A 26,339-nucleotide genomic window follows, 5' to 3' on the forward strand; every position below is an offset into this window, starting at 1 on the left:
CGGCTGGTCATTCTCCTAGTTCGCGAAATTCGCTGCCTTAGCCAGTTGCGAGTACGTCGGCAAGCCGTAACCGGGTTCCGCATGGACCACGGCATGCACGATGGCATCGCAGACCACCTGGGAACTTGCCGCACACAGGGCAGTCATCGTTTCTGTGGTGATCGTTTCTGCAGTCATCGTTTCTGTGGTGGTCGCTGGATCGTCCACCATGCTAGACGAATTGTGGGGTGAGTCAGCCGATTCTTTCGCAACTGATTCTTTCGCAGCTGTCGAAACCGCAAACAGCGTGTCCCCGTCCAACGGGCTGTGGGCAGGCCGTACAGCCCAGGAAATCCCATCGTGGCCACACATCGCCAACCGGCGTAACTGCGCTTTGCTGAGCGGCGCGTTGGTGGCGATCACCCCGATGGTGGTATTCAGTGACGCGGCTGGGCTGGGCAGATCCGCGAATCTTTCCGGGTCCACGGGTGCGCGCTCCGGGGCACCGAACAATCTACCCGTAGCTGCATCGACGACCTCACCGACGGGGTTAGCTACCACGGCGGCAGAGACTTGGTAGCCTGCAACTTCCCGGCTGGCTTGGCCGAACCCGCCACGTAGCTTTCCGGCGGTAGCTCCACAGCCAGCGCCGATGTTGCTTGTCGATGTCGTATTGGCAACGCCGTCGAAGTTTTCCAGCGCACGAGCCGTGGCACGCTGCCCGTCTGCCGCAGTCGGCCGGTGTTGCGGATCGCCTACGGCAAGATCAAAAATCACCGCCGCGGGCACGATCGGCACCACTGGCCCATCGCTATCCGGGCCGAAAACGCGAAAACCAGCCCCGCGTGATTCCAACTCCGCCATCGCACCATCGGCAGCTGCCAGCCCATACGCAGAACCGCCGGCCAGCACAATCGCTTGTACTGCACCAACGGTATTTTCTGGCGCTAACAAGTCTGTTTCTCGGGTTCCGGGGCCGCCGCCGCGCACATCAACGCTGGCGACCGCGCCTGCGCCAGAACCAGCTGCAGCGAAGCTCAGCACACTCACCCCGGTAGCACCGAGGCTGACATGTCCGATGCCCACACCGGGGCAAAAGTCCATTTCGGACCGATTAGACATACGCATCTAATCTTTTAGTCTTCCATCATGGCGCTAAGCAGCGAATCTTGGTTATAGGCCAACCATTCCACCAACGCGTCGCGGTCTGAGATCAGCTCTGAGACTTTCTTATCCGTATTCGCCAGATACAACCGGGCGTCATTCAGGCCCGCAACAAAGGCCTGCACCTCGGATTCATCCAAGTTAATTTCTACGCCCTCGTTGACCTTTTCGGAGACCAACTGCAGGTTCTGCAGCTTGGCACGCGCAATGTCATTTTCGTGCAGCGAGCGCAACAGGGAACGATCGCCGTCGTATTCCTCGTCGCCTTCGCGCTGAAAATCCGGGAACAACCGCGCCAGTGCGGGATCGTCCGGCGCTTCTTTGTGGCCAGAAGGCATATCCATCATCTCAGCCAACTCGTCTTTCGGCGCGGACTGCGCTCGGGCGATAATCGCTTCCACGACAGCTGCGATAATATCGCCCATGGCTTCACGCTCAATGGGGTCGAGAACGGTCTGGAATTTCGGGCTGCGTCGCAGGCCCTTCTTCTTGCGCCACGGTTGCATGGTCTCGAAAGCTCCTCTAGTCCTTAATTACTCGGAATATCGCGCCGGGGATTAGCCCGCTTGCTGCATCGTCGCCCACAGCCCAGCGGTGTGCAGCTTTTTCACGTCGGCTTCCACCTTATCGCGCTCACCGGAGGTCACCACGGCTTTGCCTTCCGAATGCACCTGCATCATCAGCTCCTGCGCGCGGGATTTCGAAAAGCCCAGCACGGTTTGGAACACGTAAGTTACATAGCTCATGAGGTTGACGGGGTCATCCCACACGATGCACATCCACGGCAGATTCGCACTCGTAGCAACCTCAACGTCAATTTCTTCATCCAGCTCGGGGCTGGCCATTGGGCTAGATGCGTGCACTTCCATGGCGGAGGTTTCTAGTTCTACAGAAACTTCCGACTCGTGAGCCAACTCGTGAGCCTCAGACTTGCGCGTATTCATGACTGCTAGTTTACTGACTCGTTCCCGTGATTTCTGCATATTAGACACCCACGAAGTTCAAGCTAGACACTCACGAAGTTCAAAAGCCTACAATTTCTAGGGCCGTTGAACCTGCTCAGCCCTCCTGCGGCCACCAGCCGTCGGCAAGAATGCTGGGTGTATCCTTAGCGAGTGTGAATTCTTTGCAGCATCCTGCCGCTTCCACCGCGCTATTAACAGATAAATACGAGCTGACGATGCTCGAAGCCGCGCTTGCCGACGGCACCGCCCACCGCAACGTCACCTTCGAGGTTTTCACCCGGCGCTTGCCCACTGAGCGCCGCTACGGCATCGTCGCTGGCACGGCGCGAGTGCTGGAAGCAATCCGCGATTTCCGCTTCACTGAAAAACAACTGGAACAGCTCGATTTCCTGCAACCGGAAACCATCGAGTACCTGCGTAATTATCATTTTCGCGGCCAGGTAGATGGCTACCGCGAGGGCGAGCTCTACTTCCCGTCTTCACCCATTTTGACGGTCCGCGGGACTTTCGCCGAATGCGTCATCTTGGAAACCGTCGTGCTGTCCATTTTGAACGCGGATTCTGCTGTGGCCTCTGCCGCTGCCCGCATGGTCTGCGCTGCGGATGGGCGATTCATGCTCGAAATGGGCTCGCGCCGCACACACGAGTACGCTGCGGTAACTGCCGCCCGTGCGGCTTATCTCGCCGGGTTCGACGCCACCTCTAACTTGGAAGCCGCCAGCCGCTACGGCATTCCGGCGCAGGGGACAGCCGCGCACGCGTGGACACTGTTGCACGTCGACGAGAACGGCCAGCCGGATGAGAAATCAGCTTTTGCTGCGCAGGTGAAACGCCACGGTGCATCGACGACGCTGCTGGTTGATACTTTCGATATCACCCGGGGCGTAGAAAACGCGGTCGCTGTTGCAGGCACAGAGCTGGGGGGCGTGCGCATCGACTCCGGTGACCTCGGCGCACTCACCCGCCGGGTGCGCAAACAGCTTGATGGGCTCGGCGCGACCAACACCAAAATCGTAGTCTCTTCTGACCTCGACGAATTCGCCATCGCTGGTTTGCGCGGTGACCCCGTCGATGTCTTTGGCGTCGGCACTTCCGTGGTCACTGGCTCTGGCTCGCCGACGGCATCGCTGGTGTACAAGCTGGTGGAAGTCGAGGGCAAGCCTGTCTCGAAGCGTTCGTCCGGAAAGGTCTCCGACGGCGGCACCAAAGCCGGCGTGCGCACGTACCGTGAAACCGGAGTGGCTGTGGAAGAAATCATCTACCCGCTTGGCGGCGAGATACCTGCGCATTCCGGTGCAGAAATCCGCGAATTGACGGTTCCGTTGATCCGCGACGGCGAGATCGTCGATGGCTTGGATGACCTGCATGCCTCCCGCGAACTAGTCTCAGCAGGCATTGCCAGCCTGCCGTGGGAAGGTTTGGCTTTGGGCCGCGGTGAACCTGCGGTACCGACGCGTCTGGCTGGGTTCTAAATGGAGTCTGCCAGCACCAATACCAGCGCCAGCACCGGGACCGGCAGCACTAGTACGGGTACCAATACCGGCAGCACCGAAGAACTTCTCGCCACTGCCGTGAGCGGTTTCGGCGGTGCAGATCGCCCAGGCCAGCGTCGGATGGCCAACGCCGTCGAATCCGCCCTCGGTTCCGGGCGTCACTTGGCAGTCCAAGCCGGCACCGGCACCGGGAAATCCCTGGCCTATCTGGTCCCGGCGTTTCGCCACGCGCAAGAAACCGATACGTGCGTCATCGTCTCCACTGCGACTCTGGCTTTGCAGCGCCAGCTCATAGAACGCGATCTGCCTCGGCTTGCCGACGCCCTGGAGCCGGTGATGGAACGGCGGCCAACTTTCGCAATCATGAAGGGTCGGTCCAATTACCTGTGCATGAACAAAATCGCGCAAGCACAACTGGAGCCGGAATTAGAGGCAGCAGCCGAAGACGCAGCTGCCACAGAGGCCGCCAGAGAAGCGGCTGCAGATGCCGCTGGAAAGGCCGCCACAGCTTCCGGGCACACAGTCGAACAAGCTGCTAGCGAAACGCCCGCACGCCCTGGCAACCCGCAACCAATCACCTGGCTAGGAAAACAAATCGCCAGCCTGCACAACTGGGCCCAAGAAACCGAGAGCGGCGACCGCGATGACCTTGACACCAGTGTCAGTGATGCCGCTTGGCGCCACGTTTCGGTCAGCTCCCAAGAATGCCTCGGTGCCTCGCGCTGCCCACACGGCGTGGAGTGTTTCGCCGAACTCGCCCGCCAAGAAGCCCGCGAGGTCGACGTCGTCGTCACGAATCACGCCATGCTCGCCATCGACGCAATCTCCGAGATCGATACCCTCCCCGAACACGATTGCGTCATCATCGACGAGGCCCACGAACTCGATGCCCGCATAACCTCTGCAACCACCGCAGAACTTTCCCCGCGCTCACTGACCTTGGCAGCCAATCGCGCCGGTCCGCTTGGCGCGGAGGGCAAGGATTCCCGTTTGAAGGATCTCGCCGAGCAATGGCGGATTACCACAGAAGATCTTCCCGACGGGCGCTGGACGGAATTGGATCAGGCCGCCGATTCTGAACTCACCGCCATCGCAGATGCGCTGGCGTCGCTACGCGCCACGCTGAAAGATGCCCCGGAGGGCGAAGCCACTAATGAGCCAGAAACCGCAGCCGAGCGTAATAACCTGCGCAATCACTTGGCGACGTTGGAAGAAACCGTGCATCGCATCCAAGAAGTCTTCGATACCGAGGACCCGGCCGCGCAAGACGATGTGGTTTGGTTGGACCGCAATGAACGCTACGGGGACACATTGCAGGTAGCACCCTTGTCGGTGGCAGATTTACTGCGCGACCGCTTATTCGGGGAGAACACCGTGGTGCTGACCTCGGCGACGCTGACTTTGGGCGGGCGTTTCGACGCCATGGGCGCGCAATGGGGTTTGCCCAAGGGTAAGTGGGACAGTTTGGATGCGGGCACCCCGTTTGATCCGGCGAAATCCGGGATTCTCTATGCGCCGAGGCACCTGCCGCAGCCGGGCAGAGATGGTCTGGCACCAGAAACCTTGGAAGAGATGCGTGAGCTGATTATGGCAGCCGGCGGGCGTACCCTCGGGTTGTTTTCCTCGAAGCGGGCGGCCGTGCAAGCGGCCGACGAGTTGCGCCCGAAGTTGCCCTTCCCCGTCTATGTACAGGGTGAGGATTCGATTGGTGCGCTCGTCGAAAAGTTTGCCGCGAAAGAACACTCTGTCCTGTTTGGCACTTTGACGCTGTGGCAAGGTGTCGACGTACCCGGCAAGGCTTGTTCACTCGTGCTGATGGACCGCATTCCGTTTCCGCGGCCCGATAACCCACTGCTGCAAGCACGCTCGGAGGCAGCGCAGGCAGCTGGGCGTAACGGCTTCATGGAAGTCTCTGCCACCCACGCCGCGCTATTGATGGCGCAGGGTGCAGGGCGTCTGTTGCGTTCAGCTACCGACCGTGGCGTGGTCGCGGTATTGGATAACCGGGTGGTCACTAAGCGCTACGGCCAGTTCTTGTTGTCATCTTTACCGCCGTTTTGGCGCACCCAAGATAAAAAGACCGTGCTGGGTGCACTGAAGAGATTGGTGCAGAGCTAGTCCAAAACCGGTCCAGAGCTAGTCCAATGCGACGCGGTGGTAGCTGCCATCCTCCCGGTCGGAAGTATCGATCTCTGTGCGGGGAATCCCCATGATGTAGAGCACTTCATCCAAAAATGGGTGGCTCACCGAGGTATCAGCAATTTCCCGCAATGCTGGCTTCGCATTGAAAGCCACGCCCAGGCCGGCAGCGGAGATCATGTCGATGTCATTGGCACCGTCGCCGACGGCCACGGTTTGTGCCATCGTCAGGCCCGAATCCGCGGCGAATTCCGCGAGTAAATTCGCCTTCGCGGCACGGTCTACCACCTGTCCAATCACCCGGCCGGTGAGCTTACCGTCTTCGATTTCCAGGGTATTGGCCCGAACGTAATCGAGCTCGAGTTCTTCGGCGAGATCTTCTAGCACCTGAATAAAACCACCAGAGACCACCGCGGTGCGATAACCCATACGGTTCAGCGTACGCAGCGTAGTGCGCGCGCCTGGGGTTAGTTCGATGGCATCGGCGACTTCTTGCACCACGGACGCATCCAGCCCAGCCAAAGCCTTTACGCGCTCACGCAACGATTCTTCAAAATCTAATTCCCCGCGCATCGCCCGTTCAGTCACTTCGGCGACTTCCGCTTCCCTGCCTGCGTGGGCAGCGAGCATTTCAATAACCTCGCCGGTGATTAGCGTGGAATCGCAGTCAAAGCACACCAGTCGTTTACCCCGACGGGCCAGACCTGCGCGTTCGATCGCAATATCCACCCCGAGGTTGCTGGTCAGCTGCGCTAGCGCCGCACGGAGGTCTTCACTGGCACCAGGTGCTGGATTTGCTACCGACACAAAGATTTCTAGGCCAGTAACTGGGTAATCCGCTATGCCACGCATGCGGTCGATATTCGCACCGTGCTGGGCCAGGGTGGCGCCGACCGCTGAAATCGCCTGTGCCGTAACTGGGTTTCCCAGCACGACCACGACGTGAGTAGACCGTGGATCTGGTGCCGGAGTCTCGTTATCTTCTGTTCGGTACTCGATGGTGACCTGCTGGCCTAACGGGGTTAATGCAGCGGTCAAAGCTTCAGATAGCTCAGCGAAATGCTCGTCTTTGATGCCAGTAAACGCAGCCAATTGCAGGTGGCCCAAAAACTCAGACTGCTGCACGTCTAACAGCTGCACGCCATAATTAGCCAGCACGCGGAAAAATTCCGCGGAAACGCCTTTTTGGTCTTTCCCGCTGACGATAACGACGGCAGAGCGCAATCCTTTCTGCAAGCGGACGGTTGGTTCGGCTTGCCGGGATGCAGCGGGGGTCTGCTTGGGATCTGGTTGGTTCACAGGTTCCTCAATTCGGTTGCTACGTCGGTGAAACTAGCGGCGGCGTATACGCAGGGTGCCGTTTCTAGGATAAGCCAAACCCCCGCTACCCACTAGGAGTGGATGGGCGCGGGGGTTTGGCTGATTAGCAGGTAGTGGCTAGTTCTGGCGCAACCGCTGTGGCTGATTTCTCCAGAACTATGCTGTTAGAACTTTCGACCTGCTAAGAGCGTTCTTAAGCGTCAGGAGCACAGGCACGGACTAGTGCTTGGCGTGCGAAACCTGGCGTGGGTCTTCGTGTGCTCCGGAGTCGTGAGCGCCAGAGTGCGCTTCGGCACGCATGCGCTCGACCATGTGCGGGTAGTGCAGCTCGAATGCTGGACGCTCCGAACGAATGCGAGGCATCGAGACGAAGTTGTGGCGTGGTGGTGGGCACGAGGTTGCCCATTCCAGAGAGTTGCCGTAACCCCATGGGTCATCGACAGTGACGATCTCGCCGTAGCGCCAAGACTTGAAGACGTTCCATACCAGTGGGATAACCGAAGCACCCAGAACGAAGGCGAAGACGGTGGAGATCTGGTTGTAGATGGTGAATCCGTCGGAGTCCAGGTAGTCAGCGTAACGACGTGGCATACCCATGTTGCCGACCCAGTGCTGCACCAAGAATGTGCCGTGGAAGCCGATGAAGGTCAACCAGAAGTGGATCTTGCCCAGACGCTCGTCCAGCATACGACCAGTCATCTTCGGGAACCAGAAGTACAAACCGGCGAATGCGGAGAACACAACGGTACCGAACAAGGTGTAGTGGAAGTGAGCGATCAAGAAGTAAGACTCAGCCAGGTGGAAGTCCAGTGGCGGCGAAGCCAACATGACACCGGTCATACCACCGAACAGGAAGGTGGTCAGGAAGCCCATGGCCCAAATCATTGGGGTCTCCCAAGTGATGTGGCCCTTCCACATGGTGCCTACCCAGTTGAAGAACTTCATACCGGTTGGGATGGCGATCAGGAAGGTCATGAACGAGAAGAACGGCAACAGGATAGCGCCGGTCACGAACATGTGGTGCGCCCACACAGCCATCGACATGCCACCGATGGACAGCGTCGCGAAGACCAGGCCGATGTAACCGAAGACCGGCTTGCGGGAGAAGACCGGAACAATCTCGGAGATAACACCGAAGAAAGGCAGAGCCAGAACGTAAACCTCTGGGTGGCCGAAGAACCAGAACAGGTGCTGCCACAGGATGGCGCCACCGTTGGCTGGCTCGTAGATGTGGCCGCCAAGCTGACGGTCATACAGAACACCCAATGCACCAGCGGTCAGAACTGGGAAGATCATCAGGGCCAGGATGGCGGCAACCATGATGGTCCAGCAGAAAACTGGCATACGGAACATGGTCATACCTGGTGCACGCAAAGTCAGCAGGGTGGTCAGCATGTTAATAGCTGAGGCGATGGTACCGACGCCAGTAGCGCCGACACCGACGATCCAGAAATCAGCACCCAAGCCTGGGGTGTGGATCGAGTCAGCCAACGGCATGTACATGGTCCAACCGAAGTCCGCGGCACCACCTGGGGTCAGGAACCCAGCCAACATGACGAAGCCACCGATGGTGGTAATCCAGAAACCAAAAGCGTTCAGACGCGGGAAAGCCACATCCGGTGCGCCGATCTGTAGCGGCAGGATGTAGTTAGCGAAACCCCACACAACCGGGGTAGCGAACAGCAGCAGCATCACGGTGCCGTGCATAGTGAACAGCTGGTTGAACTGCTCGTTGGACAGCATCTGCAGGCCAGGGGTGAACAATTCGGCACGAATCAACAGTGCCATCAAGCCACCGAGGAAGAAGAAGCTGAAGGACATGATCAAGTACATGATGCCCAGCTGCTTGTGGTCGGTGGTTGAAAGAATTGTCAACGCCTTAGACCCGGTGCGTTCATGCCCCGTTGGTTGGGGACGAGTTGGCTCGACATAATCATCAAGCCGTGGCGCCACAGCGGTCATAATTCCTCCTAATTACGAAAGCACTCGCCGACCACCAGCACAGCTAATCGGCGCGCACTGGAGGTACAGAAAATGCCAATTAATTACGAGTATTTATATTAGGTCACTGCGAGGTTTTTAGGTAACCACTGAACGTTTTTGTTTTCTCATTTCCCACCTGCGCCCGGCCCAGCATTAGTTAGGCTTAGCCAGGCTCTTTTCGACGGCCACTACCCCACTGGCATGGTGGCACGAGCCTTAGACGGCTTAAGTGCAGGAACACGAAAAACCCCACCAGTAACACGGCGGGGCGCACATAATCTGGAGCACATACTCCGTGAGCCACCCCACTGTAACTGTTGAGGTTTCTGTGAAAAGTTCAACGCCGGAAGGGGGCTGCTATTCCCCCGGTTGGTGTCATACTTTCGACGGGGTTTAGAAATCCCAGTCGTCGTCAGTCGTCAACTCTGCTTTCCCCATGACATAAGAGGAACCGGAACCAGAGAAGAAGTCATGGTTTTCATCAGCATTCGGCGCCAACGCAGACAGAATTTCTGGGGACACTCGTGTTTCGTCAGCCGGGAACATGCCTTCGTAGCCGAGGTTGTTTAGTGCCTTGTTTGCGTTATAGCGCAGGAATCGCTTGACGTCTTCAGTCCACCCGAGCTCGTCGTAAAGATCCTCGGTGTACTGCATCTCGTTTTCATACAATTCGTACAATAACTCGAAGGCGTAATTCTTCAGCTCTTCCTGGCGCTCTGGCGACTGCTTTTTCACCGACTGCTGGTATTTATAGCCAATGTAATAGCCATGCACGGCCTCATCACGAATGATCAGACGGATGATGTCTGCGGTGTTGGTCAACTTCGCACGCGAGGACCAATACATTGGCAAGTAGAAGCCGGAGTAGAATAGGAAAGATTCCAGGAGCGTGGAGGCAACCTTGCGCTTGTCTGGGTCTTCACCGTGGTAATAATCCAGCACGATGCGTGCCTTACGCTGCAAACGCTCGTTTTCTTCCGACCAACGGAATGCATCGTTAATCATCGGCGTCGAGGCCAGAGTCATGAAGATATTCGAATAAGACTTGGCATGCACGGACTCCATGAACGCAATATTTGTCATGACTGCTTCTTCATGCTGCGTCTGGCAATCCGGCAACATAGCCACAGCCCCGACAGTGCCCTGGATGGTATCCAGCAGAGTAAGACCCGTAAAGACCCGCATGGTGGTCTCTTTTTCTTTCTCAGTCAGGGTTTTCCAGGTGGGAATGTCATTGGAAACGGGAACCTTTTCTGGCAGCCAAAAGTTACCAGTCAACCGATCCCAGACCTCTTGATCTTTATCATCGGGGATGGTGTTCCAGTTGATGGCTTTGACCGGTTTGTTCGGATCGTCGGGAGCAGTACCAGATGCCATGGGAGTACCTCGTTCTGTCGGGGATTTTCACTTAAAATTAGGCGTGTATCCCGCCTTTTAACTATCCAATCTAGCCTATTTTGCGCACTCATTTCGGCCTGGATTCGAGCAGTTCTGCACCTAACAAGTGCCGCTCATAACTAAGCTGGATACGGCGTTGCTAATCGACGACTCGTGACGAAAGGAACACCACCCGTGACCCCGCCGCACCACCCCCACGGCGCAACTGCCACTGCCCCACTGCTGGGGTCTGTCTTCGATGAACTTGGCCGCGAAATCGTCTCGGGTGAACACCCAGCAGGTACACAATTTACGCTGCATGCAATCTCCGAGCGTTTTGGAATTTCTCGTACCGTAGCCCGCGAGACCATGCGCGCACTGGAGCACGTGGGCTTAGTAGCCGCAGGCCGGCGGGTTGGCATCACAGTCTTAGAGCAACGACATTGGGCTTTGTTCGATCCGGCTGTCATCAGCTGGCGCTTAGCAGCTCCCACTCAGCGCAGTGCACAGCTGGCTTCCCTCAATGAATTACGGATGGCGGTCGAACCGGTTGCTGCACGGCAAGCCGCGGACAATGCCAGCCCGCAACAACGTGCCGAAATCCTGGAATTGGCTAGCACCTTGGTGCACTTAGCAAAAATGCCCGCCGAAGCGGGCAGGCAGGAGGACGACGCAGCAGACTTCCTAGCAACAGATTTACGTTTCCACTCACTGCTCCTGGAAGCTTCTGGTAACGAGATGTTCGCGGCACTCGTACCGGTATTTTTTGCCATCCACAGTGGCAAAACCGTCTTCGGTGTAGGTGCAGATAAGCCAGTGGCCAACACCCTGGATCTACACCAGGAGTTGGCCCAGTACGTTAGCGACGGCGACGGCATTCACGCAGAGCGCACCTCGCACGCTTTACTGCACGAAGTGGCGCGCTCATTGGAGTAACCGCCCCGACGGGTTCAAACTTTAGTGGTTTCCCCGGCGGGTTTTTAGCGGCTTACAGCATGCAAGAAACGCAGCCTTCTACCTCTGTACCCTCCAACGCTTGCTGGCGCAGGCGGATGTAGTACAGGGTCTTAATACCCTTACGCCAAGCATAAATCTGGGCTTTGTTGATATCGCGAGTGGTCGCAGTATCCGGGAAGAACAATGTTAAAGACAAGCCCTGGTCTACGTACTTCGTGGCTACCGCATAAGTATCAATGATCGCCTCGTAGCCGATCTCGTAGGCATCCTGGAAATACTGCAGGTTGTCATTGTCCATGTGCGGCGCCGGGTAGTAGACACGGCCGACTTTGCCTTCTTTGCGGATCTCGATCTTCGACGCAATCGGGTGGATCGACGAGGTCGAATTGTTGATATACGAGATGGAGCCTGTCGGCGGCACGGCCTGCAAATTACGGTTGTACAAGCCGTGCTTGGCGACGTCTTGTTTCAACTGTTCCCAGTCTTCTGCACTCGGCGTGGTGATCGAAGAATTTGCGAAGAGCTCTTTGACTTTCTCAGTCTGTGGAGCAAATTCGGCTGGGTCGTAGCTGTCGAAGAAGACTCCGCTGGCGTAATCCGATTGTGGGAATTCCGCAAAGTGCTCGCCGCGCTCGCGGGCCAGTTTGTTGGAGGCCTTCAAGCTGGCATACATCACGGATGCGAAGTATGCGTTGGTGAAATCCAGGGCTTCTTCCGAGCCGTAGTAGATGTGCTCGCGGCCTAAGTAGCCGTGCAGGTTCATCTGCCCCAGGCCAATTGCATGCGAGGTGTTATTGCCCTCACGCACTGATGGCACCGAGTTGATCGTGGTCTTGTCCGAAACAGCGGTCAACGCGCGGATAGCCATCTCAATGGTCTTTTCGAAATCCTGCGAGTCCATGGCCTTGGCAATGTTCAAAGAACCCAGGTTGCAGGAGATATCGTGGCCGACGGTGTCATAGCTCAGGTCGTCGTTCAGTACCGATGGACTGTTGACCTGCAAGATCTCTGAGCAGAGATTGGACATGTTGATCCGTCCGGTTTTGACCGGGTTCGCACGGTTCACCGTGTCTTCGAACATGATGTACGGGTAGCCGGACTCGAATTGCAGTTCGGCGATGGTCTGGAACAAGTGCCGCGCATTGATCTTGGACTTGCGGATGCGCGGGTCCTCCACCATGTCCTCGTAGTTGTCGGTAATCGAGATATCGGCGAATGGCTTCCCGTAGACGCGCTCGACGTCATAAGGCGAGAACAAATACATGTCTTCGTTGCGCTTGGCTAGCTCGAAAGTAATATCTGGAACGACCACGCCGACGGACAAGGTCTTGATGCGGATTTTCTCATCTGCGTTTTCGCGCTTGGTGTCCAAAAACGACAGGATATCTGGGTGGTGTGCGTTCAAGTACACCGCACCTGCGCCCTGTCGCGCACCCAGCTGGTTGGCGTAGGAGAAGGCATCTTCCAGAAGTTTCATTACTGGAATCACGCCGGAAGACTGGTTTTCGATGTGCTTGATTGGCGCACCGGATTCACGCACATTGGATAGCAGCAGGGCCACGCCACCGCCGCGCTTAGACAACTGCAAGGCAGAGTTGATGGAACGGCCAATCGATTCCATGTTGTCTTCGATACGCAGCAAGAAGCAGGAAACCAACTCGCCGCGCTGGGCCTTACCAGCGTTCAGGAACGTCGGGGTAGCTGGCTGGAAGCGCCCAGACATGATCTCATCCACCATGGCCTTGGCGATCTCTTCGTTGCCGTCGGCAAGGAATAATGCGGTCATGGATACGCGGTCTTCGAAACGCTCTAGGTATCGACGGCCGTCGAAAGTCTTCAGCGTGTAGCTGGTGTAGTACTTGTAGGCGCCCAGGAAGCTCTGGAAGCGGAATTTGTAGGCATAAGCTTGCTTGAACAATGACTTGATGAATTCGAAGTCATATTGTTCGATCACGGACGGGTCGTAGTAAGAATTTTCGATCAGATAATCAATTTTTTCTTCCAGGTCATGGAAGAACACAGTGTTCTGGTTGACGTGCTGGATGAAGTATTGATTCGCGGCTTCGCGGTCTTTGTCGAACTGAATCTGACCATTTTCGTCGTAAAGATTCAGCAACGCGTTCAACGCGTGATAATCCAGCTGGTGATCGGTACTGACGGGTTCGGCGACAGTTTTGCCGACGTGATTGGTCACGGATGCAACCTTCCTGCTTTGAGACATTGTGAATTAAAAGGTGGTGAATTGAGGGGTTGTGAATTGAGGGGTTGTGGAATGAGATTCTGGAATTAGGATGCGAGATCTTCTACTAGGCCGAGCCGTTGTGCGTTATTGTCCAGACCTTGCCGGACTAGCTCCACGTCTTCGGCGGTTCCCATGAGCTCGAAGCGGTAGACATACGGCACGTTACATTTAGCGGCGATGAGGTCGCCTGCTTTGCCGTAGTCGGCACCGAAATTGCTGTTTCCACCAGAAATGACAGCCCGTAAGTGTTTTCGATTATCGGGGTCATTCAGAAATTTAATAACTTGGGGCGGAACTGGTTTAGCGGTTGCTCGAGTCAACGAAACCCCTCCCCCATAGGTCGGACACACCAGCACGAATGGTTCATCAACACTCAGGTGGCCTTCCTGTGCTGGACGCAGCGGAATGCGTTTGGAGCGATAACCTAGCTTGTCGACGAATCGCTTAGTGTTTTCCGTGGTGGAAGAAAAATACACGACCAACATCGTGGGCCACACTCCTGTCTGCACACGGCAAAAGAAATGACTTGGGTTGACTACCTGAAGGTGACTGCTGGGCTCATTGTTAGGAATGGCCGCTGTCTATGGGAGAGGGGGGAAATATGCAGTTATAACGATGTTCTGTCAGCGATTAGGCCGAGGCAGTAGCCATGGTCTCCGCCAATGCGCTCAGGCGCTCTGGACGGAACCCGGACCAGTGCTGCCCCTCTGCTACTACGACAGGCGCTTGGAGGTATCCCAGGGCCATGACGTAATCGCGTGCTTCATCGTCCATGGAGATATCGATAACGTCGTAGTCCAGATCAAGTGCGTCTAGCTTCTTTTTAGTCATGGTGCACTGCATGCAAGCTGGCTTGGAGTAAACGGTGATTGCCATGGGGAGACTTCCTTGTCAGTACGCATCGGGCGGGTTTTTCGAGTGTTCCTCGATGAAGTTGTGTGGCAAGCCCATCGGCTCGCTTCGACTTCATCGACACTATACGTTGTGCCAATATGTCGCAATTACACTACATATAGTAGTTACATCTGTGGAATCCCCTGCTGGAGGTATTCACAGCCCCCACATCTAGCTCGCGGGCGAGTGATTACTTTCCCAGCCAAGAACACCTTTTCCAGCCCCCGTCAGCATTTCCGCAGGACGACTCACCACACCGTTATCAAATCGTTATACACGGATGTAATTTCACAGGCTGTGATTAGGCTGTGTACAAAATGTGGAAACTCAGCACAGGACGAAAACAGAAATCAGAGCAGGGTGAAAACATAGCAAAACCGCCGCCCCACTCAGTTAAGAGTGAGACGGCGGCATGATACAAGCTTCGGAAGAAACCCAGGTGAATTAGCCCTGACGTGCCTTGAAGCGTGGATCTTTCTTGTTGATCACGAAGGTTTTACCGTGACGGCGGATGACCTGGGCGCCCGGTTTCTTCTTCAGCGACCGAAGCGACTTGCGGACCTTCATCGGGCGCTCCTTTCTGTACGCAGCTACTACACAGCGTGTAGACAATAATTATCAGCGACCGCCCAAAACGGCGATCATAACACAAGCTGACAGTCTACCTATCTCACACCAGTTTTCTCAAATCCCAGTGTTTTCGTGCACTCTCGCCCTGACAGGATAGCTCGTCAACACTCGCTAATGCGCTTTACTTAGCCCAGCGTTTTTCCATAACCTCGCCGACTTCCTCCAAGCTGCGCCCCATCGTCTCCGGGATAAACACCCGGACAAAGCCCAGAGCAACCACACCCAGCATGGAGAAGGCCACGAAGGTGCCGGAACCGCTCAGAATCTCTGTGACTGGCAAGAAAAATTGTGCGACAGCCCAGTTCGCCACCCACAGCGCAAGACCGGCGATGCCCATACCCAGACCACGAGCCTGCACTGGCACAATCTCCGAGATCAACAGCCAGGTAGTTGGGGAAACCGCAGCCTGTTGGAAAGCGATAAACACAGCCATCAGACCTAGCGAAACCATCGCCCAGGTGAAGCTTCCGTCGGCAAGACTATAGGTCAGAGCCAGCACCAACAGGGAGATAATATTTCCGGTCAGCCCCCACGTCAGCAAGCGTTTCCGGCCGACGACATCGATGATCTTCAGGCCTACCCAACAAGCAATAACGGAAACCACACCAATGACGATCGAGGTATACACCGCATTGGTGGTCGAGATACCGACCTCACTCATCATCGTCGGCGCGAAATAAATCACGGCGTTTACGCCCGTGATCTGCTGCGTCACGCCGATCAGCATGGCAATCAGAATGGTCACCCGGATCCAGCGCATCTTTTTCAGCGCCTGGAATTCCTCTGAGGTTTTCGCACCACCGGAAGCAGCGGTACCGGCGTCGTCAAGCTGTTCTGCCTCAACGACGATCGACAGCTCTTCCAACGACATCCCGGCGCGAGCAGCAACCTCGCGGGCCTGATCGGTGCGGCCTTTGCGTGCCAACCAGACCGGGGTATCGGACAAGAAAATCATGCCAGCGGTGAGCATGGCACCCGGAATCGCGGCCATTCCCAGCATCAGGTGCCAGTTGCCAGTCGGTGCCAACAAGGAGTTGACCAGGTACGCCAGCAGCTGGCCGACGACGATCATCAGCGTGTTCAGGGAGACCATGCGACCCCGTACCGCGGCTGGGACCTTCTCCGCGATATACATCGGAACCACGATCGAGACCGCACCGACGGCCACGCCCAAAAAGGTGCGCGCGGTGGCCAGTTCTGCGACGGATCCAGCCAACGCACACCAAATGGAACCAGCACAGAAGATCACACCGTTAACCAGCAGGGTCATGCGCCTGCCCCACCAATCCGCCACGCGGCCACCCAGCAACGCACCGATGGCGGCGCCAACCAGCAGCATGGCGGTAACGCGCCCTTCCTCGGCAGCGCTCATGCCAAATTCGGGGCTGATATATAACAGTGCGCCGGACATCACTCCGGTGTCGTATCCGAAAAGCAGGCCACCGATGGCGGCGAAAGCGGCGACCATTTTCACGTAACGACGGGTTTCGGTCGTTTCGGCACGGGAGGTATCGCGCGCACCAGTCTGATTATTCTCGGTCATTTTCACAAACACTCATTGTGTCAGGCGACTAGGCTAAAACCATGCCGAAAAACCCCAGCATGAAGCAGCAATCGATCATAAAAGCCCTGGGTGTTAAGCCCTTAATCGATCCAGAAGAAGAAGTTGCCCGGCGCGTAAATTTCCTGGCGGAATACCTGAAAACCACCGGTGCACGAGGTTTTGCCCTCGGTATCTCCGGCGGCCAGGATTCCACCCTGGCAGGCCGTTTAGCACAGCTAGCAGTAGAAAAACTGCGCACAGAAGGCCGCAGCACAAAAGGCCACCAGGTGGAGTTTTGGGCACTGCGCCTGCCGCACGGCCAGCAGCACGACGACGCCGATGCGCAGATGGCCCTGGAGTTTATTCGCCCCGACCACCGCGCCAGCATCGATATCGCTCCCGCCACCGTCGCGATGGATCAGGCTGCTGCCGCTGCCGTCGGCGAGACTAGCCTGAGCGATTTCAACCGCGGCAATGTCAAAGCCCGCCAGCGCATGATTGCGCAATACGCAGTCGCAGGTGCACGCGGCCTGTTGGTTATCGGTACTGATCACGCCGCGGAAAACATCACCGGTTTCTTCACTAAATTTGGCGACGGTGCTGCAGACGTCTTACCACTGGCTGGGTTAAATAAACGACAGGGTGCAGCACTCTTGCGCCACCTCAAGGCCCCAGATGCTACTTGGCAGAAGGTCCCCACCGCTGATTTAGAAGACGACCGCCCGGGGCTTGCCGACGAAGAAGCCCTCGGACTGCAGTACTCAGAGATTGACGATTACTTGGAGGGTCGAGAAGTCAGCGAAGAGACGTCCACGCGCATCGAGCGATTGTGGGATGCCGGCCAGCACAAGCGCCACTTACCGGCCACGCTTGCCGACGACTGGTGGCGCAGCTAGACCAGAATTAACCCAGCAGCTGCGCGGTCACCTGAGCTGCGCGTTGTAGTGGCCCCGCATACGCCGACCCATGCGTCAGCGAATGTACCGCCAGTGGGTGCAACTGATGCATCGGGATGAACTCGCGCCAATTTTTCGGCAGCGGCGAAACCTCGTGATAACCGGCGACAATCTCGTCGAAATGCGGGACGCCAAATAGATCCAGCATGGCCAGGTCGGTCTGCGGATGCCCGCCGTGTGCCGCGGGATCAATGAACGCAGGCCCGTCGCTACCGAACAGCAGATTGCCCGTCCACAAATCACCGTGAATGCGGGCGGGCTTCACCGACCACTCCGCAGCGCGGATCGCCTGGCAAGCGCGTAGTACGTCGGCAAGCTCGTCGTCGGCAAGCGTGCCTGCCTGGGCTGCGGCGCGGGCGAATGGCTCGACACGCTGGCGAGTATAAAACTCTCCCCAATCGTCTGTAGGGATGCAGTCCTGTTGCTGGGTACCGATATAGTTCGGACCCTGCCAACCAGCCGGGGGTGCGCCAAAAGCAGGCGCTCCGGCGGCGTGGATGCGGGCTAATTCGGCACCAGCTCGGCGCGCGGTCTTAGCAGTCGGGGCCACCGATTCGATGTATGCCGTCTGCAGCTCATTGCGCTGCGTGTCCACGGCAACGACGCGGGGCACGCATTCGCTGGCTTCACCCAGCCACTGCAACCCTGCAGCTTCAGCCTCGGCAGCACGGTGTTCGTTCGGGCGTTTGGTGAAACTCTGCGTCATATCCCCCGATGGTACGGAAAGGGATCTGGACAGTTCATGGTGCTATAAAGGATCGGTATGAGCGAGACAACCGCAGACGGCACGCACGGGCACAACTTCGGGGATGCAGACCCCTCACAGAAAACTAACTCCCCGCAAGACACTGAGTCCTGGCAGCAAGAACTGCCCAGTTTCATGCGCAATTTCGAGCGCTTCGACTGGATTCTGTGGGGTCTGCTCGCTGCCTCAGGCATCTATGGTTTTGCACTGCTGCCATTCCGCGCGATGCTGCTGGTGGATCACCCCTTTTTATATTCCGCACTGAGTGGTTCAAGCCTGTCGGTGCTCGCGCTAACAGCAGAAAATGAAAACAACACCGGGCTGATCGTCGCTACGGTACTGGTCGCGGCTGTAAGCATGGTGAAGTTTTTGCCGCTGTTTTTCTTGATCGGCAAGCGCTGGGGCCCATCGTTTATCGATTACTCATTTATGGGCCATCCCCCGTTGTGGTTCCGGAAGCTGGAAAACTTCATCTACCGCCACCCGGGTTTTTGTCTGCTGCTGTCGTATATTCCGTTTTCCCCGATCCCAGCGACAATCATCGTCGTCATCGCAGGCATTAAACGCACCAAGGGCTGGATAATCGGCGCCTATGTGTTGGTTTATGCCATTGCGCTGAAGTGCTTCTACGTCTATTTGGGTCTGACCTTCGGTGCCACGGTACGCGAGACGCTGGTAACCATCGAGCGTTACGTCACCTGGATTACCTTCGCCCTGCTGGGATACATGTTTTTCACGATGTGGCTGAAATCCAAGCGGAAGAAGGCACGTTTGCACACCATGGACGACGCCCATGGACTCAGTAATACGGACGGCAGGGCTGAGAAAGACGACCGGATCACGAAAGACGACGCGAGCTAGTGGGGGAGCTCGGTGCTAGTCCGCCGACGGGGGCGACCCGACTAACAACAGCTAGCCCAGAGCCTGCGGGTTTTTCGGCAGCAACCGGCGAGTAACTACCACCATGAACGTGATCAGCAAAATAAACAACGCAGCATCAGCAGCAACGTAGAAATAGTGCGTGGTCGAGCCACCTGCAAAATTTCCGGCCAGCACGGCATCGGTACGGATATTGAGGATCGGGCGAATCACCAGAATCTTGATCGCCAGCACCACGCTAATCGCGATGCCCAGGCCCCAGAGTTTCTGCCGCGACGGCCGACCCAGCAGCCGCACCAGCGTCGTGATGAGTACGACGGCCAGGATGACCTCGACGATGTTCATCGCGAAAAACACCCGTCGGCCAATGCCCAGCCCCAGTGGAATCGTAATCCCTGGGGCGGTGAATTTCAGCGGTGCCTCGATCAGGGAAATGCCGATGATCAGGCCCAACCAAATCGCAGGCAGGAAAAACAGTAGGCTCCGTTTTCCGCGGCCACCTCCGATGGGTTCCGAAGCCAGCTTGCGCGCACTGCTTTTTCCAGGGCTTTTGTTCGAACTAGCAGTCTTTTTCATGCCTCCAGTTTAGCGGTTTGCCCTACTGCTATTGGCCAGAATTTTCTATTTCACATTTCTTATTTCAACAGAAAAATTTCTGTTAACCTCGAAATTGTGTCTGAAAAACTATCTTCTTCCCCTGACAAACTAGACATTCGCACTTCCGACCCGGCCGGGCGTGATCCGTTGGCTTATTCCCACGACGTCCATGCCCATGGCTGCCCGATTGTGCATGACGACGCCGGAGATATCGTCGTTGTTGGTCACGCAGAAGCCACCCGCGTCGCCCAGGATGCCGAAACCTTTAGCTCCGCGGTCTCGCGTTATTTGCAGATCCCGAACGGGCTGGACGGCGACAAGCACAGCGCTTTCCGACGCTTGCTGGATAACTACCTGAATGCCGACGAGGTTGCCCGTTACAGCGCAGATTTCCACCGGGTGGCCCGCGAGGTCATCGACGGTTATCTTGCCGACGCCCCCGCTGCCGGGGATGAAGTGAGCGTCGATGCCGTGCAAGATTTGGGCTACGATTTTGCGGTGCGCGCCATGGTCGCATGGCTGGGATGGCCGCGTGCGATTGAGCCACGGCTGAAGGAATGGGTGGAGAAAAACGCGGCCGCCACTCGCTCTGGGCAGCAGCACCGCACCGCCCGAGTGGCCCAAGAATACGACGAGATCATCAACGAAGTCGTCGGCGAGGTTCGTGCTGCCGGGCAAGATTGCGTGACCTACCGCTTGATCAATGACACCAGTTTGGGCCGCGAGTTGGAATTCGAAGAGATCGTGTCCATCCTACGAAACTGGACCGGCGGTGATCTTGGTTCGATGGCGAAATGCGTGGGAGTTTTGCTGCACGCGCTCGCAAGTAACACTGCCGTAGAAGAGCGCATCCGCTCCGGCATATCTTTCGAGGAGCTGGTGGCGCTTGTCGACGAGATCTTGCGCATTGACGATCCGTTTGTTTCTAACCGGCGGGTCACCACCTGCCCGGCAACGGTGGGTGGCAAGCAGGTCGACGAAGGCCAGCGAGTGTATTTGCACTGGACTGCTGCAAACCGTGACCCGGAGACATTTGCTGACCCAGACGGCTTCAATCCAGAGGCGAATGCCGAGAAGAATCTGGTCTGGGGTACCGGGCCACATGCGTGCCCCGGCAAAGATCTGTCGATGGTAGAAATTGGCGCTTTTGTCGAGGAGCTGCTCGCTGTAGCCACCGTGCAGGCGAGTTCGCAGGCTGGCGCAGAACGCGATGAGCACCCGGTCGGCGGCTGGAGTAGCTTACCGATTACTCTGCAACGGCGCTAAAAGGATAATCCAAAATCCCGGCGCCCCTGCCTAGATTCGAACCTAGGACCAAGTTCGAGCTATACAACAAAACCCCCGGTCATTAACGACCGGGGGAAATGCAAAAAGTGGAGCTAACGGGACTCGAACCCGTGACCCCCACACTGCCAGTGTGGTGCGCTACCAGCTGCGCCATAGCCCCAGGTTGAAACTCACAGCGATGATTGGGTGTTCCTCGCCGTCTGTTCAACGAATGTTGAGTCTACACTTTCACCTTATGCGCAAACAAATCCCGCGCTCAGGCAAGGTTTTCGGAAGATTTTCTTCTACCCTAGCCTGAGCGCGGGAGGTGTCTGTGAAGCTGTGTTAGCTTTCGAGATCAGCACTGAGCTTAGCGCAGCGCGCCTTATTTGGACGCAACAGCGACCTTCACCCAGTCGTTGATGTCTTCAACTTCCAAGTCTTTGCCATCCATCAGAACGCGTGGGGTAGAAACGCGACCGACCTTAGATTCCAAGTCTTTAGCATTGGCCTCGCCAGCTTCGCGGGCCTTCTCCAGGAACTTGCCGCTGCGAATGTCCTCGACAGCCTCGTCAGATGCTTCCATCTGCGCGGCCGCATCAGCGAAATCATCAGGGCCCCAGCTACGGGCAATATCCTGCTGGTTTTCGAACATAGCTTCACGCAGGTTCCACAGGGCATTGACGTCGTCATGCTCTGCTAATGCCAGCAGAGCGGCAACTGCCTGGGTGGAATGACCGTCGCCCTGGTTATCCAGGAAAGTCATAGGGTGAATCGATACGGCCAGGTTTCCAGCGTTGATTTCTTCCAGAGCCTCAGCATCCGTGGCTTCTGCCAAGTGTGCACAGTATGAGCAGGAGAAATCCTCATACAGATCAACGTGTGGGGACTTGTCGGCAGCACCAAACGTCAGGGTGTTGCCGTCAAAACTCGTTTCTGCGGAAACTTGCTTGATCTCCCAATTGGCAAATTTCTCTGCTTTCGCACCCTGTCCAGCAAGGACGATATAGGCAATTACTGCTACCACGATGACCAGCACCGCGACGATGGCACCGATAAAGCCCGCGCTCGATTTCTGGTTCGGGTTGGTTACTTTCTTACTCACTCATCCACCTTGTTCTTCGTTGGTTCTCGCTTGCGAGAAGGTCTCAGTTAAGGATAAACGGCCGCCTACGGATAAATAGCTAAGCGTCGGAAAGGCCTGCGCGCAATCCACACGCTTAAGAAGATATAAAACACATCCCGCAGGATTGTGCGCAAATAGTTCATAGCCTGATCCGATTCGCTGATATCGATGGTGAAGCAACCGCAATCGATCATCAGCCCACGCGCCCAAGCAGACCCTACACCGATAATAAACAGCACCAGCACCGTCGTCGATACCCAGGCTGCTGGTTTCAGGAACAAACCAAGAAGCAGGAATACTCCCCCTGCGATCTCCAGCGGGCCAATCAGATGTGCCAACGCCGAAGACCACTCCGGGGTGAAGATTTCGTAGCCCTCAATGGTCTGTGTCACGGACAGGTGCTGGTTTAGTTTTGCCGAGCCAGCACTGATCCAGATATAGGCCATATAAAACCGAGCGAAAGCGCGAATGGCCTCGAGCACCCAGAAACCTAGAGAGCGCCCCTTCCAGGTGCGTTTCACCACACCAACATCCTTGGGTTCGGTCGTGTTGTCCATATCGCTCATACTAGTCCGCGATAGCTTCCAGCGGTGGTGTTTTAGCAGCCTTGCGTGCTGGCCACAACGCGGAAACCACGCCCACGACTGCCGCACCACCCAGCATGATCAGCACCTGATGCCACGGAATCACCGCACCGCCGAGGCCTTCACCTGCCAGCACGTCGATGAACGACCAGCCCAGGCCAAGCCCCGCAAGAATGCCCATGATGGCACCGAATAGCGCAATCTGGACGGCCTCAACAATGATCATCGTGCGAATCTGTCCACGGTAAGCACCAACTGCGCGCAACATGCCGATTTCTTGTCGACGCTCAATCACACCGAGTGTCAGCGTATTGATAATGCCCAGCACCGCGATGATCACGGCAAGTGCCAGCAAGGCGTACAGAATCGACAGCATCTGATCGATCAGCTGGCTAGCCTCGTCAGCATATTCAGCACCGGTTTTCACCTGGATGACCAGGAATTCCTTGACTGATTCCACCAGCCGCTCGCGCATCTCATCTTCCCCGACAGAATCATCGGTGTTTACCGCGATCATCTGGATCGGAGCGGTATCGCCTTCCATGACTTCATCAACGGCAGATTGTGAGACCAGCAGGTTTTCAAAGATATCGTTCTCGCTGCTGTAAATGCCGGTGATGGTCACTTCGGTTGCGTGCCCAGGTTCCACAGCGACTGGTTCGCCAGATTCATCGGAGCTTTCGGCGGTCTCGAGCGTCGTCAGTGGGAGTGCCTGGCCGACGGTCCAGCCTTCCGCCTTTGCCAGTTCATCACTGACCAGCACTCCAGGTTGGGCAACCAAATCCGCAGAGCCTTCCAGAATTTCCATATCGACGAAATCCTGCGGGCTGCCGTCAATGCTGTTGGTAAAGGTATAGCCCGGACCATAGTTGTATCCGGCCTGCCCGGCGATCTGCACTGGCGCCATGCGCATGGTCACTGTGCTTTCCACGCCATCGGTTTCTGCCAAAGCCCCCGGAACCGCTTGAGGTACTGGGAAAGACCCATCCTGCGGCCCGGTAGCCAGGAAATCTGCGGTGACCGTATCTTCCAGCATGTCACCAATGCTGTTTTTCATGGTCGCACCCAGCATGCCAATGCCGGTGACCAGCATCATTCCCAGGGTCAACGCGAATGCCGTGGCAGCGGTACGACGTGGCGAACGGCGCGCATTCGTGGAAGCCAACCGCCCCATGGAACCAAACGGGGCTCCGATGACCCGGCCCAAAACTGGCACGATGCCCATGCTGAATGCTGGACCGGCCATGAAGTAGCCGACGACCACCAAGAAGGCGCCAATGCCGACCAAGCTGGCGCGCAGGGTGGTTCCAGAATCGTCCAGCAGCATCGCCAGGCCTGCGGCCAGTACACCAGCCACGATGATCACAGTGCCGATGATGGTGCGCACGGTCAGTGGGGCACCTGCAGCGGACTCCGTCGAACGCATGGCTTCTACCGGTTTCACCTGCCCGGCCCGGCGCGCCGGCGCCCAGGCAGAAGCGATGGTGACCACGACGCCCAGGATTATCGGCAGGACGATGGCGGTCAGTGACAATCCCAGCCCTCCACCATCGAAGGACATGCCGCGTGCAGAAAATACCGCGCGGATGACCGCAACCAAACCAATACCGGCAACCACACCAAGAGCCGAACCCAGCAGGCCAACGACCAACGCTTCCACCACCACTGATCCGGTGATCTGGCGCTGAGACGCACCGATAGAACGCAGTAGTGCGAATTCTTTGATGCGCTGCGCCACGATCATAGAGAAGGTATTGGCGATGATGAACGTCCCCACCAGCAGACCAATCAGGCCGAAGGCAACCAAGAAGTAATTGACAAAACTGAGCGCATTGCTGATTTGCTCCGTCAATTCGTCGGCAAGCGCCTGCCCGGTTTGGGCTTCTACCTGTGGATACGTTTCGTTGAGGTGGTTCACCAGTTGCTCAGCAGTGGTGCCGTCATCTGCCGCGACAGCCATCTGGCTAGCAAGACCGTCTGGGTTAAACAGGTTCTGGTAGGAGCCGGCTTCCATCAACACCGACAACGAACCCAATCCTTGTTCCAGTGCTGGGGTGTAGATTCCGCTGACGGTGACTTCGTAGCGGTCTTCTGGAGTGACCAAAATGATCTTCTCGCCGACGCTGATGCCTTGCTCTTCTGCAGCGGTATCGTTGACGATGACCTCGCCTTCACCGTGCGGTGCTGTGCCGTCAATGATCTCGTCAGCGTCCCCCACCTTGTTTTCCGGTGGGTAATACATCTGCAGCGTGGAAGTACCACCACCTACCTGGTAAGCCTCCAGGTTCTCATTGGCGACTACCACGTTGGTAGATTCGGTCAGGTTGACCGCGCGCACCGATTCATCGTCGGTAATCGCTTGCACGGTCTCTCCATCGATGATGGGCAGGCCTTCTGCCGGACCGACTGCTGCGTCGACGTCCTCATAGGCGCTGCCCACGGCTGCCTCAAAGGTCGACGACAGCGAGTTGGTAAACATGAACGCGCCAGAAATAAATGCGGTACCCAGCATCACTGACAGTACCGTCAGTGCCAGGCGCAATTTATGCGAGACGATATTGCGCACGGCGATGGTGCGCATGGAAGTTCGCTTCGCCATATTTAGCCCTCAATTCCCGCCATGGTCTGCAAAATATCGTCCATGCTGGCGCCGTGTAGCTCATCGACGATAGTGCCGTCTTTCAGGAAGATCACGCGGTCGGCATACGAGGCCGCGCGTGCGTCGTGGGTGACAATCACCACGGTTTGGTCGTCGTCATCAACGGCAGTGCGCAAAATGTCCAGCACCTCTGCCGAGGAATTGGAATCCAAGTTACCGGTCGGTTCATCACCAAAAATGATCTCCGGGCGCGAAACCAAAGCGCGAGCACAAGCCACGCGCTGCTGTTGGCCACCAGAAAGTTCTGCGGGGCGGTGGCCCAAACGTTTCGCCAGGCCCAGGCGCCCGGTGACCTCGTCGAACCACGCCTGATCTACATCTTTACCTGCGATGTTGAGAGGCAGCGTGATGTTTTCGGCTGCAGTCAGCGTTGGCACCAGGTTAAAGGATTGGAAAATAAAACCAAGGCGATCACGACGCAGCTCGGTGATACCTTTATCGCCCAACTGCGAAAGATCTGTATCGCCGATGAAGGAATGCCCAGCAGAAGCCGCATCCAAGCCAGCCATACAATGCATGAGGGTGGATTTACCAGAACCAGATGGCCCCATGATCGCGGTAAATTTTCCGCGTTCGAAGATCACATCGACGGAATCAAGCGCGACGACTTCTGTGTCACCAGAGCCATATTTTTTCGACAACCGGTGTGCGCGAGCCGCCGGAACAGCTTGCGGCGAATCTTGTGCGGCAACGGCATGTTTGCCAGTGGCGTGTTTACCAGTACCTGAGCCGTGCTGTGGGCCATTGTCATAAGCCGTCATGTGGGTGCGAACCTTTCCGGAAAGTTTCGGCGAAATCTACTGTGCGATTACTCCAAGCAGACTACCCGATAGGGTTCACA

At 56.9% G+C, this 26,339-nt stretch carries 23 protein-coding genes and 1 tRNA gene; 6 read left to right on the plus strand and 18 right to left on the minus strand.

Annotated features, from left to right (window positions below; all coding sequences use genetic code 11):
* Window positions 1–15: 15 nt before the first annotated feature.
* The 3 genes from O146_RS0107130 to clpS are packed head-to-tail and all read right to left on the minus strand — an operon-like array spanning window position 16 to window position 2,012.
* Window positions 16–1,101 (minus strand): P1 family peptidase, encoded by a 1,086-nt coding sequence (locus O146_RS0107130; protein ID WP_021354062.1) that lies wholly within the window; start codon window positions 1,099–1,101, stop codon window positions 16–18.
* Between the two features lie 14 nt (window positions 1,102–1,115).
* Window positions 1,116–1,649 carry a DUF2017 domain-containing protein gene (locus O146_RS0107135; RefSeq protein ID WP_021354061.1) on the minus strand — a complete coding sequence of 178 codons (534 nt, stop codon included), beginning with the start codon at window positions 1,647–1,649 and terminating at the stop codon, window positions 1,116–1,118.
* Window positions 1,650–1,700: 51 nt separating this feature from the next.
* Entirely contained in the window at window positions 1,701–2,012 is a 312-nt protein-coding gene (gene clpS, locus O146_RS0107140) for an ATP-dependent Clp protease adapter ClpS (protein ID WP_031268667.1), read from the minus strand.
* A 224-nt stretch (window positions 2,013–2,236) separates the two neighbouring features.
* On the opposite strand from clpS, the gene O146_RS0107145 reads away from it, so the two are divergent.
* Together O146_RS0107145 and O146_RS0107150 are read left to right on the plus strand one after the other, a co-directional pair.
* Window positions 2,237–3,580 carry a nicotinate phosphoribosyltransferase gene (locus O146_RS0107145; RefSeq protein ID WP_023018331.1) on the plus strand — a complete coding sequence of 448 codons (1,344 nt, stop codon included), beginning with the start codon at window positions 2,237–2,239 and terminating at the stop codon, window positions 3,578–3,580.
* Window positions 3,581–5,719, plus strand: a complete 2,139-nt coding sequence (locus tag O146_RS0107150) for an ATP-dependent DNA helicase (protein ID WP_027018044.1) — start codon at window positions 3,581–3,583, stop codon at window positions 5,717–5,719. It begins immediately after the preceding gene.
* An 18-nt stretch (window positions 5,720–5,737) separates the two neighbouring features.
* Here O146_RS0107150 and serB read toward each other — a convergent pair whose 3' ends face one another.
* From serB to nrdF, 3 genes are all read right to left on the minus strand, one after another.
* On the minus strand, window positions 5,738–7,039 hold the full coding sequence (gene serB, locus O146_RS0107155) for a phosphoserine phosphatase SerB (protein WP_051619320.1): 1,302 nt from the start codon (window positions 7,037–7,039) through the stop codon (window positions 5,738–5,740).
* A 240-nt stretch (window positions 7,040–7,279) separates the two neighbouring features.
* Window positions 7,280–9,022, minus strand: coding sequence for an aa3-type cytochrome oxidase subunit I (gene ctaD / locus O146_RS0107160; RefSeq protein WP_027018046.1), 1,743 nt, complete (start codon window positions 9,020–9,022; stop codon window positions 7,280–7,282).
* Window positions 9,023–9,436: 414 nt separating this feature from the next.
* The gene (nrdF, locus tag O146_RS0107165; protein ID WP_021354054.1) at window positions 9,437–10,420 is read right to left on the minus strand and encodes a class 1b ribonucleoside-diphosphate reductase subunit beta; all 984 of its coding nucleotides are present in this window, start codon (window positions 10,418–10,420) and stop codon (window positions 9,437–9,439) included.
* 195 nt (window positions 10,421–10,615) lie between these two features.
* Here nrdF and O146_RS0107170 point away from each other — a divergent pair, with 195 nt between their 5' ends.
* A complete protein-coding gene (locus tag O146_RS0107170) occupies window positions 10,616–11,356 on the plus strand; it encodes a FadR/GntR family transcriptional regulator (protein ID WP_023018334.1) in 741 nt (246 codons plus the stop codon).
* A 52-nt stretch (window positions 11,357–11,408) separates the two neighbouring features.
* On the opposite strand, the gene nrdE is transcribed toward O146_RS0107170, so the two are convergent.
* The 5 genes from nrdE to O146_RS0107195 form a co-directional block, all read right to left on the minus strand.
* Window positions 11,409–13,571 carry a class 1b ribonucleoside-diphosphate reductase subunit alpha gene (gene nrdE / locus O146_RS0107175; RefSeq protein ID WP_021354052.1) on the minus strand — a complete coding sequence of 721 codons (2,163 nt, stop codon included), beginning with the start codon at window positions 13,569–13,571 and terminating at the stop codon, window positions 11,409–11,411.
* A 92-nt stretch (window positions 13,572–13,663) separates the two neighbouring features.
* Complete coding sequence (nrdI, locus tag O146_RS0107180; protein ID WP_023018335.1) at window positions 13,664–14,104, minus strand: class Ib ribonucleoside-diphosphate reductase assembly flavoprotein NrdI; 441 nt, start codon at window positions 14,102–14,104, stop codon at window positions 13,664–13,666.
* Between the two features lie 145 nt (window positions 14,105–14,249).
* Window positions 14,250–14,495, minus strand: a complete 246-nt coding sequence (gene nrdH / locus O146_RS0107185) for a glutaredoxin-like protein NrdH (protein ID WP_021354050.1) — start codon at window positions 14,493–14,495, stop codon at window positions 14,250–14,252.
* Window positions 14,496–14,957: 462 nt separating this feature from the next.
* On the minus strand, window positions 14,958–15,080 hold the full coding sequence (ykgO, locus tag O146_RS0107190) for a type B 50S ribosomal protein L36 (protein ID WP_021354049.1): 123 nt from the start codon (window positions 15,078–15,080) through the stop codon (window positions 14,958–14,960).
* A 184-nt stretch (window positions 15,081–15,264) separates the two neighbouring features.
* On the minus strand, window positions 15,265–16,686 hold the full coding sequence (locus tag O146_RS0107195; protein WP_081820605.1) for a sugar porter family MFS transporter: 1,422 nt from the start codon (window positions 16,684–16,686) through the stop codon (window positions 15,265–15,267).
* Window positions 16,687–16,727: 41 nt separating this feature from the next.
* Between O146_RS0107195 and nadE the strand changes: the two genes are divergently transcribed.
* Window positions 16,728–17,582 (plus strand): ammonia-dependent NAD(+) synthetase, encoded by an 855-nt coding sequence (nadE, locus tag O146_RS0107200; RefSeq protein ID WP_081820606.1) that lies wholly within the window; start codon window positions 16,728–16,730, stop codon window positions 17,580–17,582.
* 7 nt (window positions 17,583–17,589) lie between these two features.
* Here nadE and O146_RS0107205 read toward each other — a convergent pair whose 3' ends face one another.
* A complete protein-coding gene (locus O146_RS0107205) occupies window positions 17,590–18,348 on the minus strand; it encodes a fructosamine kinase family protein (protein WP_027018049.1) in 759 nt (252 codons plus the stop codon).
* Window positions 18,349–18,405: 57 nt separating this feature from the next.
* Between O146_RS0107205 and O146_RS11460 the strand changes: the two genes are divergently transcribed.
* Window positions 18,406–19,248: an SNARE-associated domain-containing protein gene (locus O146_RS11460; RefSeq protein WP_238632401.1), complete on the plus strand. Its 843-nt coding sequence runs from the start codon at window positions 18,406–18,408 to the stop codon at window positions 19,246–19,248.
* Window positions 19,249–19,299: 51 nt separating this feature from the next.
* Here the strand turns inward: O146_RS11460 and O146_RS0107215 are convergent, their stop codons facing one another.
* Window positions 19,300–19,842 (minus strand): hypothetical protein, encoded by a 543-nt coding sequence (locus O146_RS0107215; RefSeq protein ID WP_027018050.1) that lies wholly within the window; start codon window positions 19,840–19,842, stop codon window positions 19,300–19,302.
* Window positions 19,843–19,938: 96 nt separating this feature from the next.
* Here O146_RS0107215 and O146_RS0107220 point away from each other — a divergent pair, with 96 nt between their 5' ends.
* Window positions 19,939–21,129 carry a cytochrome P450 gene (locus tag O146_RS0107220; RefSeq protein WP_027018051.1) on the plus strand — a complete coding sequence of 397 codons (1,191 nt, stop codon included), beginning with the start codon at window positions 19,939–19,941 and terminating at the stop codon, window positions 21,127–21,129.
* Between the two features lie 108 nt (window positions 21,130–21,237).
* On the opposite strand, the gene O146_RS0107225 is transcribed toward O146_RS0107220, so the two are convergent.
* The 5 genes from O146_RS0107225 to O146_RS0107245 all read right to left on the minus strand — a co-directional run bounded on the left by O146_RS0107225 (window position 21,238) and on the right by O146_RS0107245 (window position 26,259).
* Window positions 21,238–21,310 (minus strand) — tRNA-Ala (locus O146_RS0107225).
* A gap of 204 nt (window positions 21,311–21,514) precedes the next feature.
* Window positions 21,515–22,234 (minus strand): DsbA family protein, encoded by a 720-nt coding sequence (locus O146_RS0107230; protein WP_027018052.1) that lies wholly within the window; start codon window positions 22,232–22,234, stop codon window positions 21,515–21,517.
* Between the two features lie 65 nt (window positions 22,235–22,299).
* On the minus strand, window positions 22,300–22,821 hold the full coding sequence (locus O146_RS0107235; RefSeq protein WP_023018347.1) for a MauE/DoxX family redox-associated membrane protein: 522 nt from the start codon (window positions 22,819–22,821) through the stop codon (window positions 22,300–22,302).
* Between the two features lies 1 nt (window position 22,822).
* Window positions 22,823–25,438, minus strand: coding sequence for an ABC transporter permease (locus tag O146_RS0107240; protein ID WP_027018053.1), 2,616 nt, complete (start codon window positions 25,436–25,438; stop codon window positions 22,823–22,825).
* Window positions 25,439–25,440: 2 nt separating this feature from the next.
* On the minus strand, window positions 25,441–26,259 hold the full coding sequence (locus tag O146_RS0107245; RefSeq protein WP_027018054.1) for an ABC transporter ATP-binding protein: 819 nt from the start codon (window positions 26,257–26,259) through the stop codon (window positions 25,441–25,443).
* Between the last annotated feature and the right edge of the window lie 80 nt (window positions 26,260–26,339).

Source organism: Corynebacterium pseudodiphtheriticum DSM 44287 (assembly GCF_000688415.1).
Taxonomy (GTDB): domain Bacteria; phylum Actinomycetota; class Actinomycetes; order Mycobacteriales; family Mycobacteriaceae; genus Corynebacterium; species Corynebacterium pseudodiphtheriticum.

Coding starts and splice junctions, on each gene's coding strand:
- O146_RS0107235 (WP_023018347.1), bottom strand. CDS start 22,821: ATGAGCGATATGGACAACACGACCGAACCCAAGGATGTTGGTGTGGTG.
- nadE (WP_081820606.1), top strand. CDS start 16,728: ATGCCGAAAAACCCCAGCATGAAGCAGCAATCGATCATAAAAGCCCTG.
- O146_RS0107130 (WP_021354062.1), bottom strand. CDS start 1,101: ATGTCTAATCGGTCCGAAATGGACTTTTGCCCCGGTGTGGGCATCGGA.
- ctaD (WP_027018046.1), bottom strand. CDS start 9,022: ATGACCGCTGTGGCGCCACGGCTTGATGATTATGTCGAGCCAACTCGT.
- clpS (WP_031268667.1), bottom strand. CDS start 2,012: ATGGAAGTGCACGCATCTAGCCCAATGGCCAGCCCCGAGCTGGATGAA.
- O146_RS0107195 (WP_081820605.1), bottom strand. CDS start 16,686: ATGACCGAGAATAATCAGACTGGTGCGCGCGATACCTCCCGTGCCGAA.
- O146_RS0107145 (WP_023018331.1), top strand. CDS start 2,237: ATGCTGGGTGTATCCTTAGCGAGTGTGAATTCTTTGCAGCATCCTGCC.
- ykgO (WP_021354049.1), bottom strand. CDS start 15,080: ATGAAGGTCCGCAAGTCGCTTCGGTCGCTGAAGAAGAAACCGGGCGCC.
- O146_RS0107240 (WP_027018053.1), bottom strand. CDS start 25,438: ATGGCGAAGCGAACTTCCATGCGCACCATCGCCGTGCGCAATATCGTC.
- nrdF (WP_021354054.1), bottom strand. CDS start 10,420: ATGGCATCTGGTACTGCTCCCGACGATCCGAACAAACCGGTCAAAGCC.
- O146_RS0107245 (WP_027018054.1), bottom strand. CDS start 26,259: ATGACGGCTTATGACAATGGCCCACAGCACGGCTCAGGTACTGGTAAA.
- nrdI (WP_023018335.1), bottom strand. CDS start 14,104: ATGTTGGTCGTGTATTTTTCTTCCACCACGGAAAACACTAAGCGATTC.
- O146_RS0107150 (WP_027018044.1), top strand. CDS start 3,581: ATGGAGTCTGCCAGCACCAATACCAGCGCCAGCACCGGGACCGGCAGC.
- O146_RS11460 (WP_238632401.1), top strand. CDS start 18,406: ATGAGCGAGACAACCGCAGACGGCACGCACGGGCACAACTTCGGGGAT.
- O146_RS0107205 (WP_027018049.1), bottom strand. CDS start 18,348: ATGACGCAGAGTTTCACCAAACGCCCGAACGAACACCGTGCTGCCGAG.
- O146_RS0107215 (WP_027018050.1), bottom strand. CDS start 19,842: ATGAAAAAGACTGCTAGTTCGAACAAAAGCCCTGGAAAAAGCAGTGCG.
- nrdH (WP_021354050.1), bottom strand. CDS start 14,495: ATGGCAATCACCGTTTACTCCAAGCCAGCTTGCATGCAGTGCACCATG.
- O146_RS0107135 (WP_021354061.1), bottom strand. CDS start 1,649: ATGCAACCGTGGCGCAAGAAGAAGGGCCTGCGACGCAGCCCGAAATTC.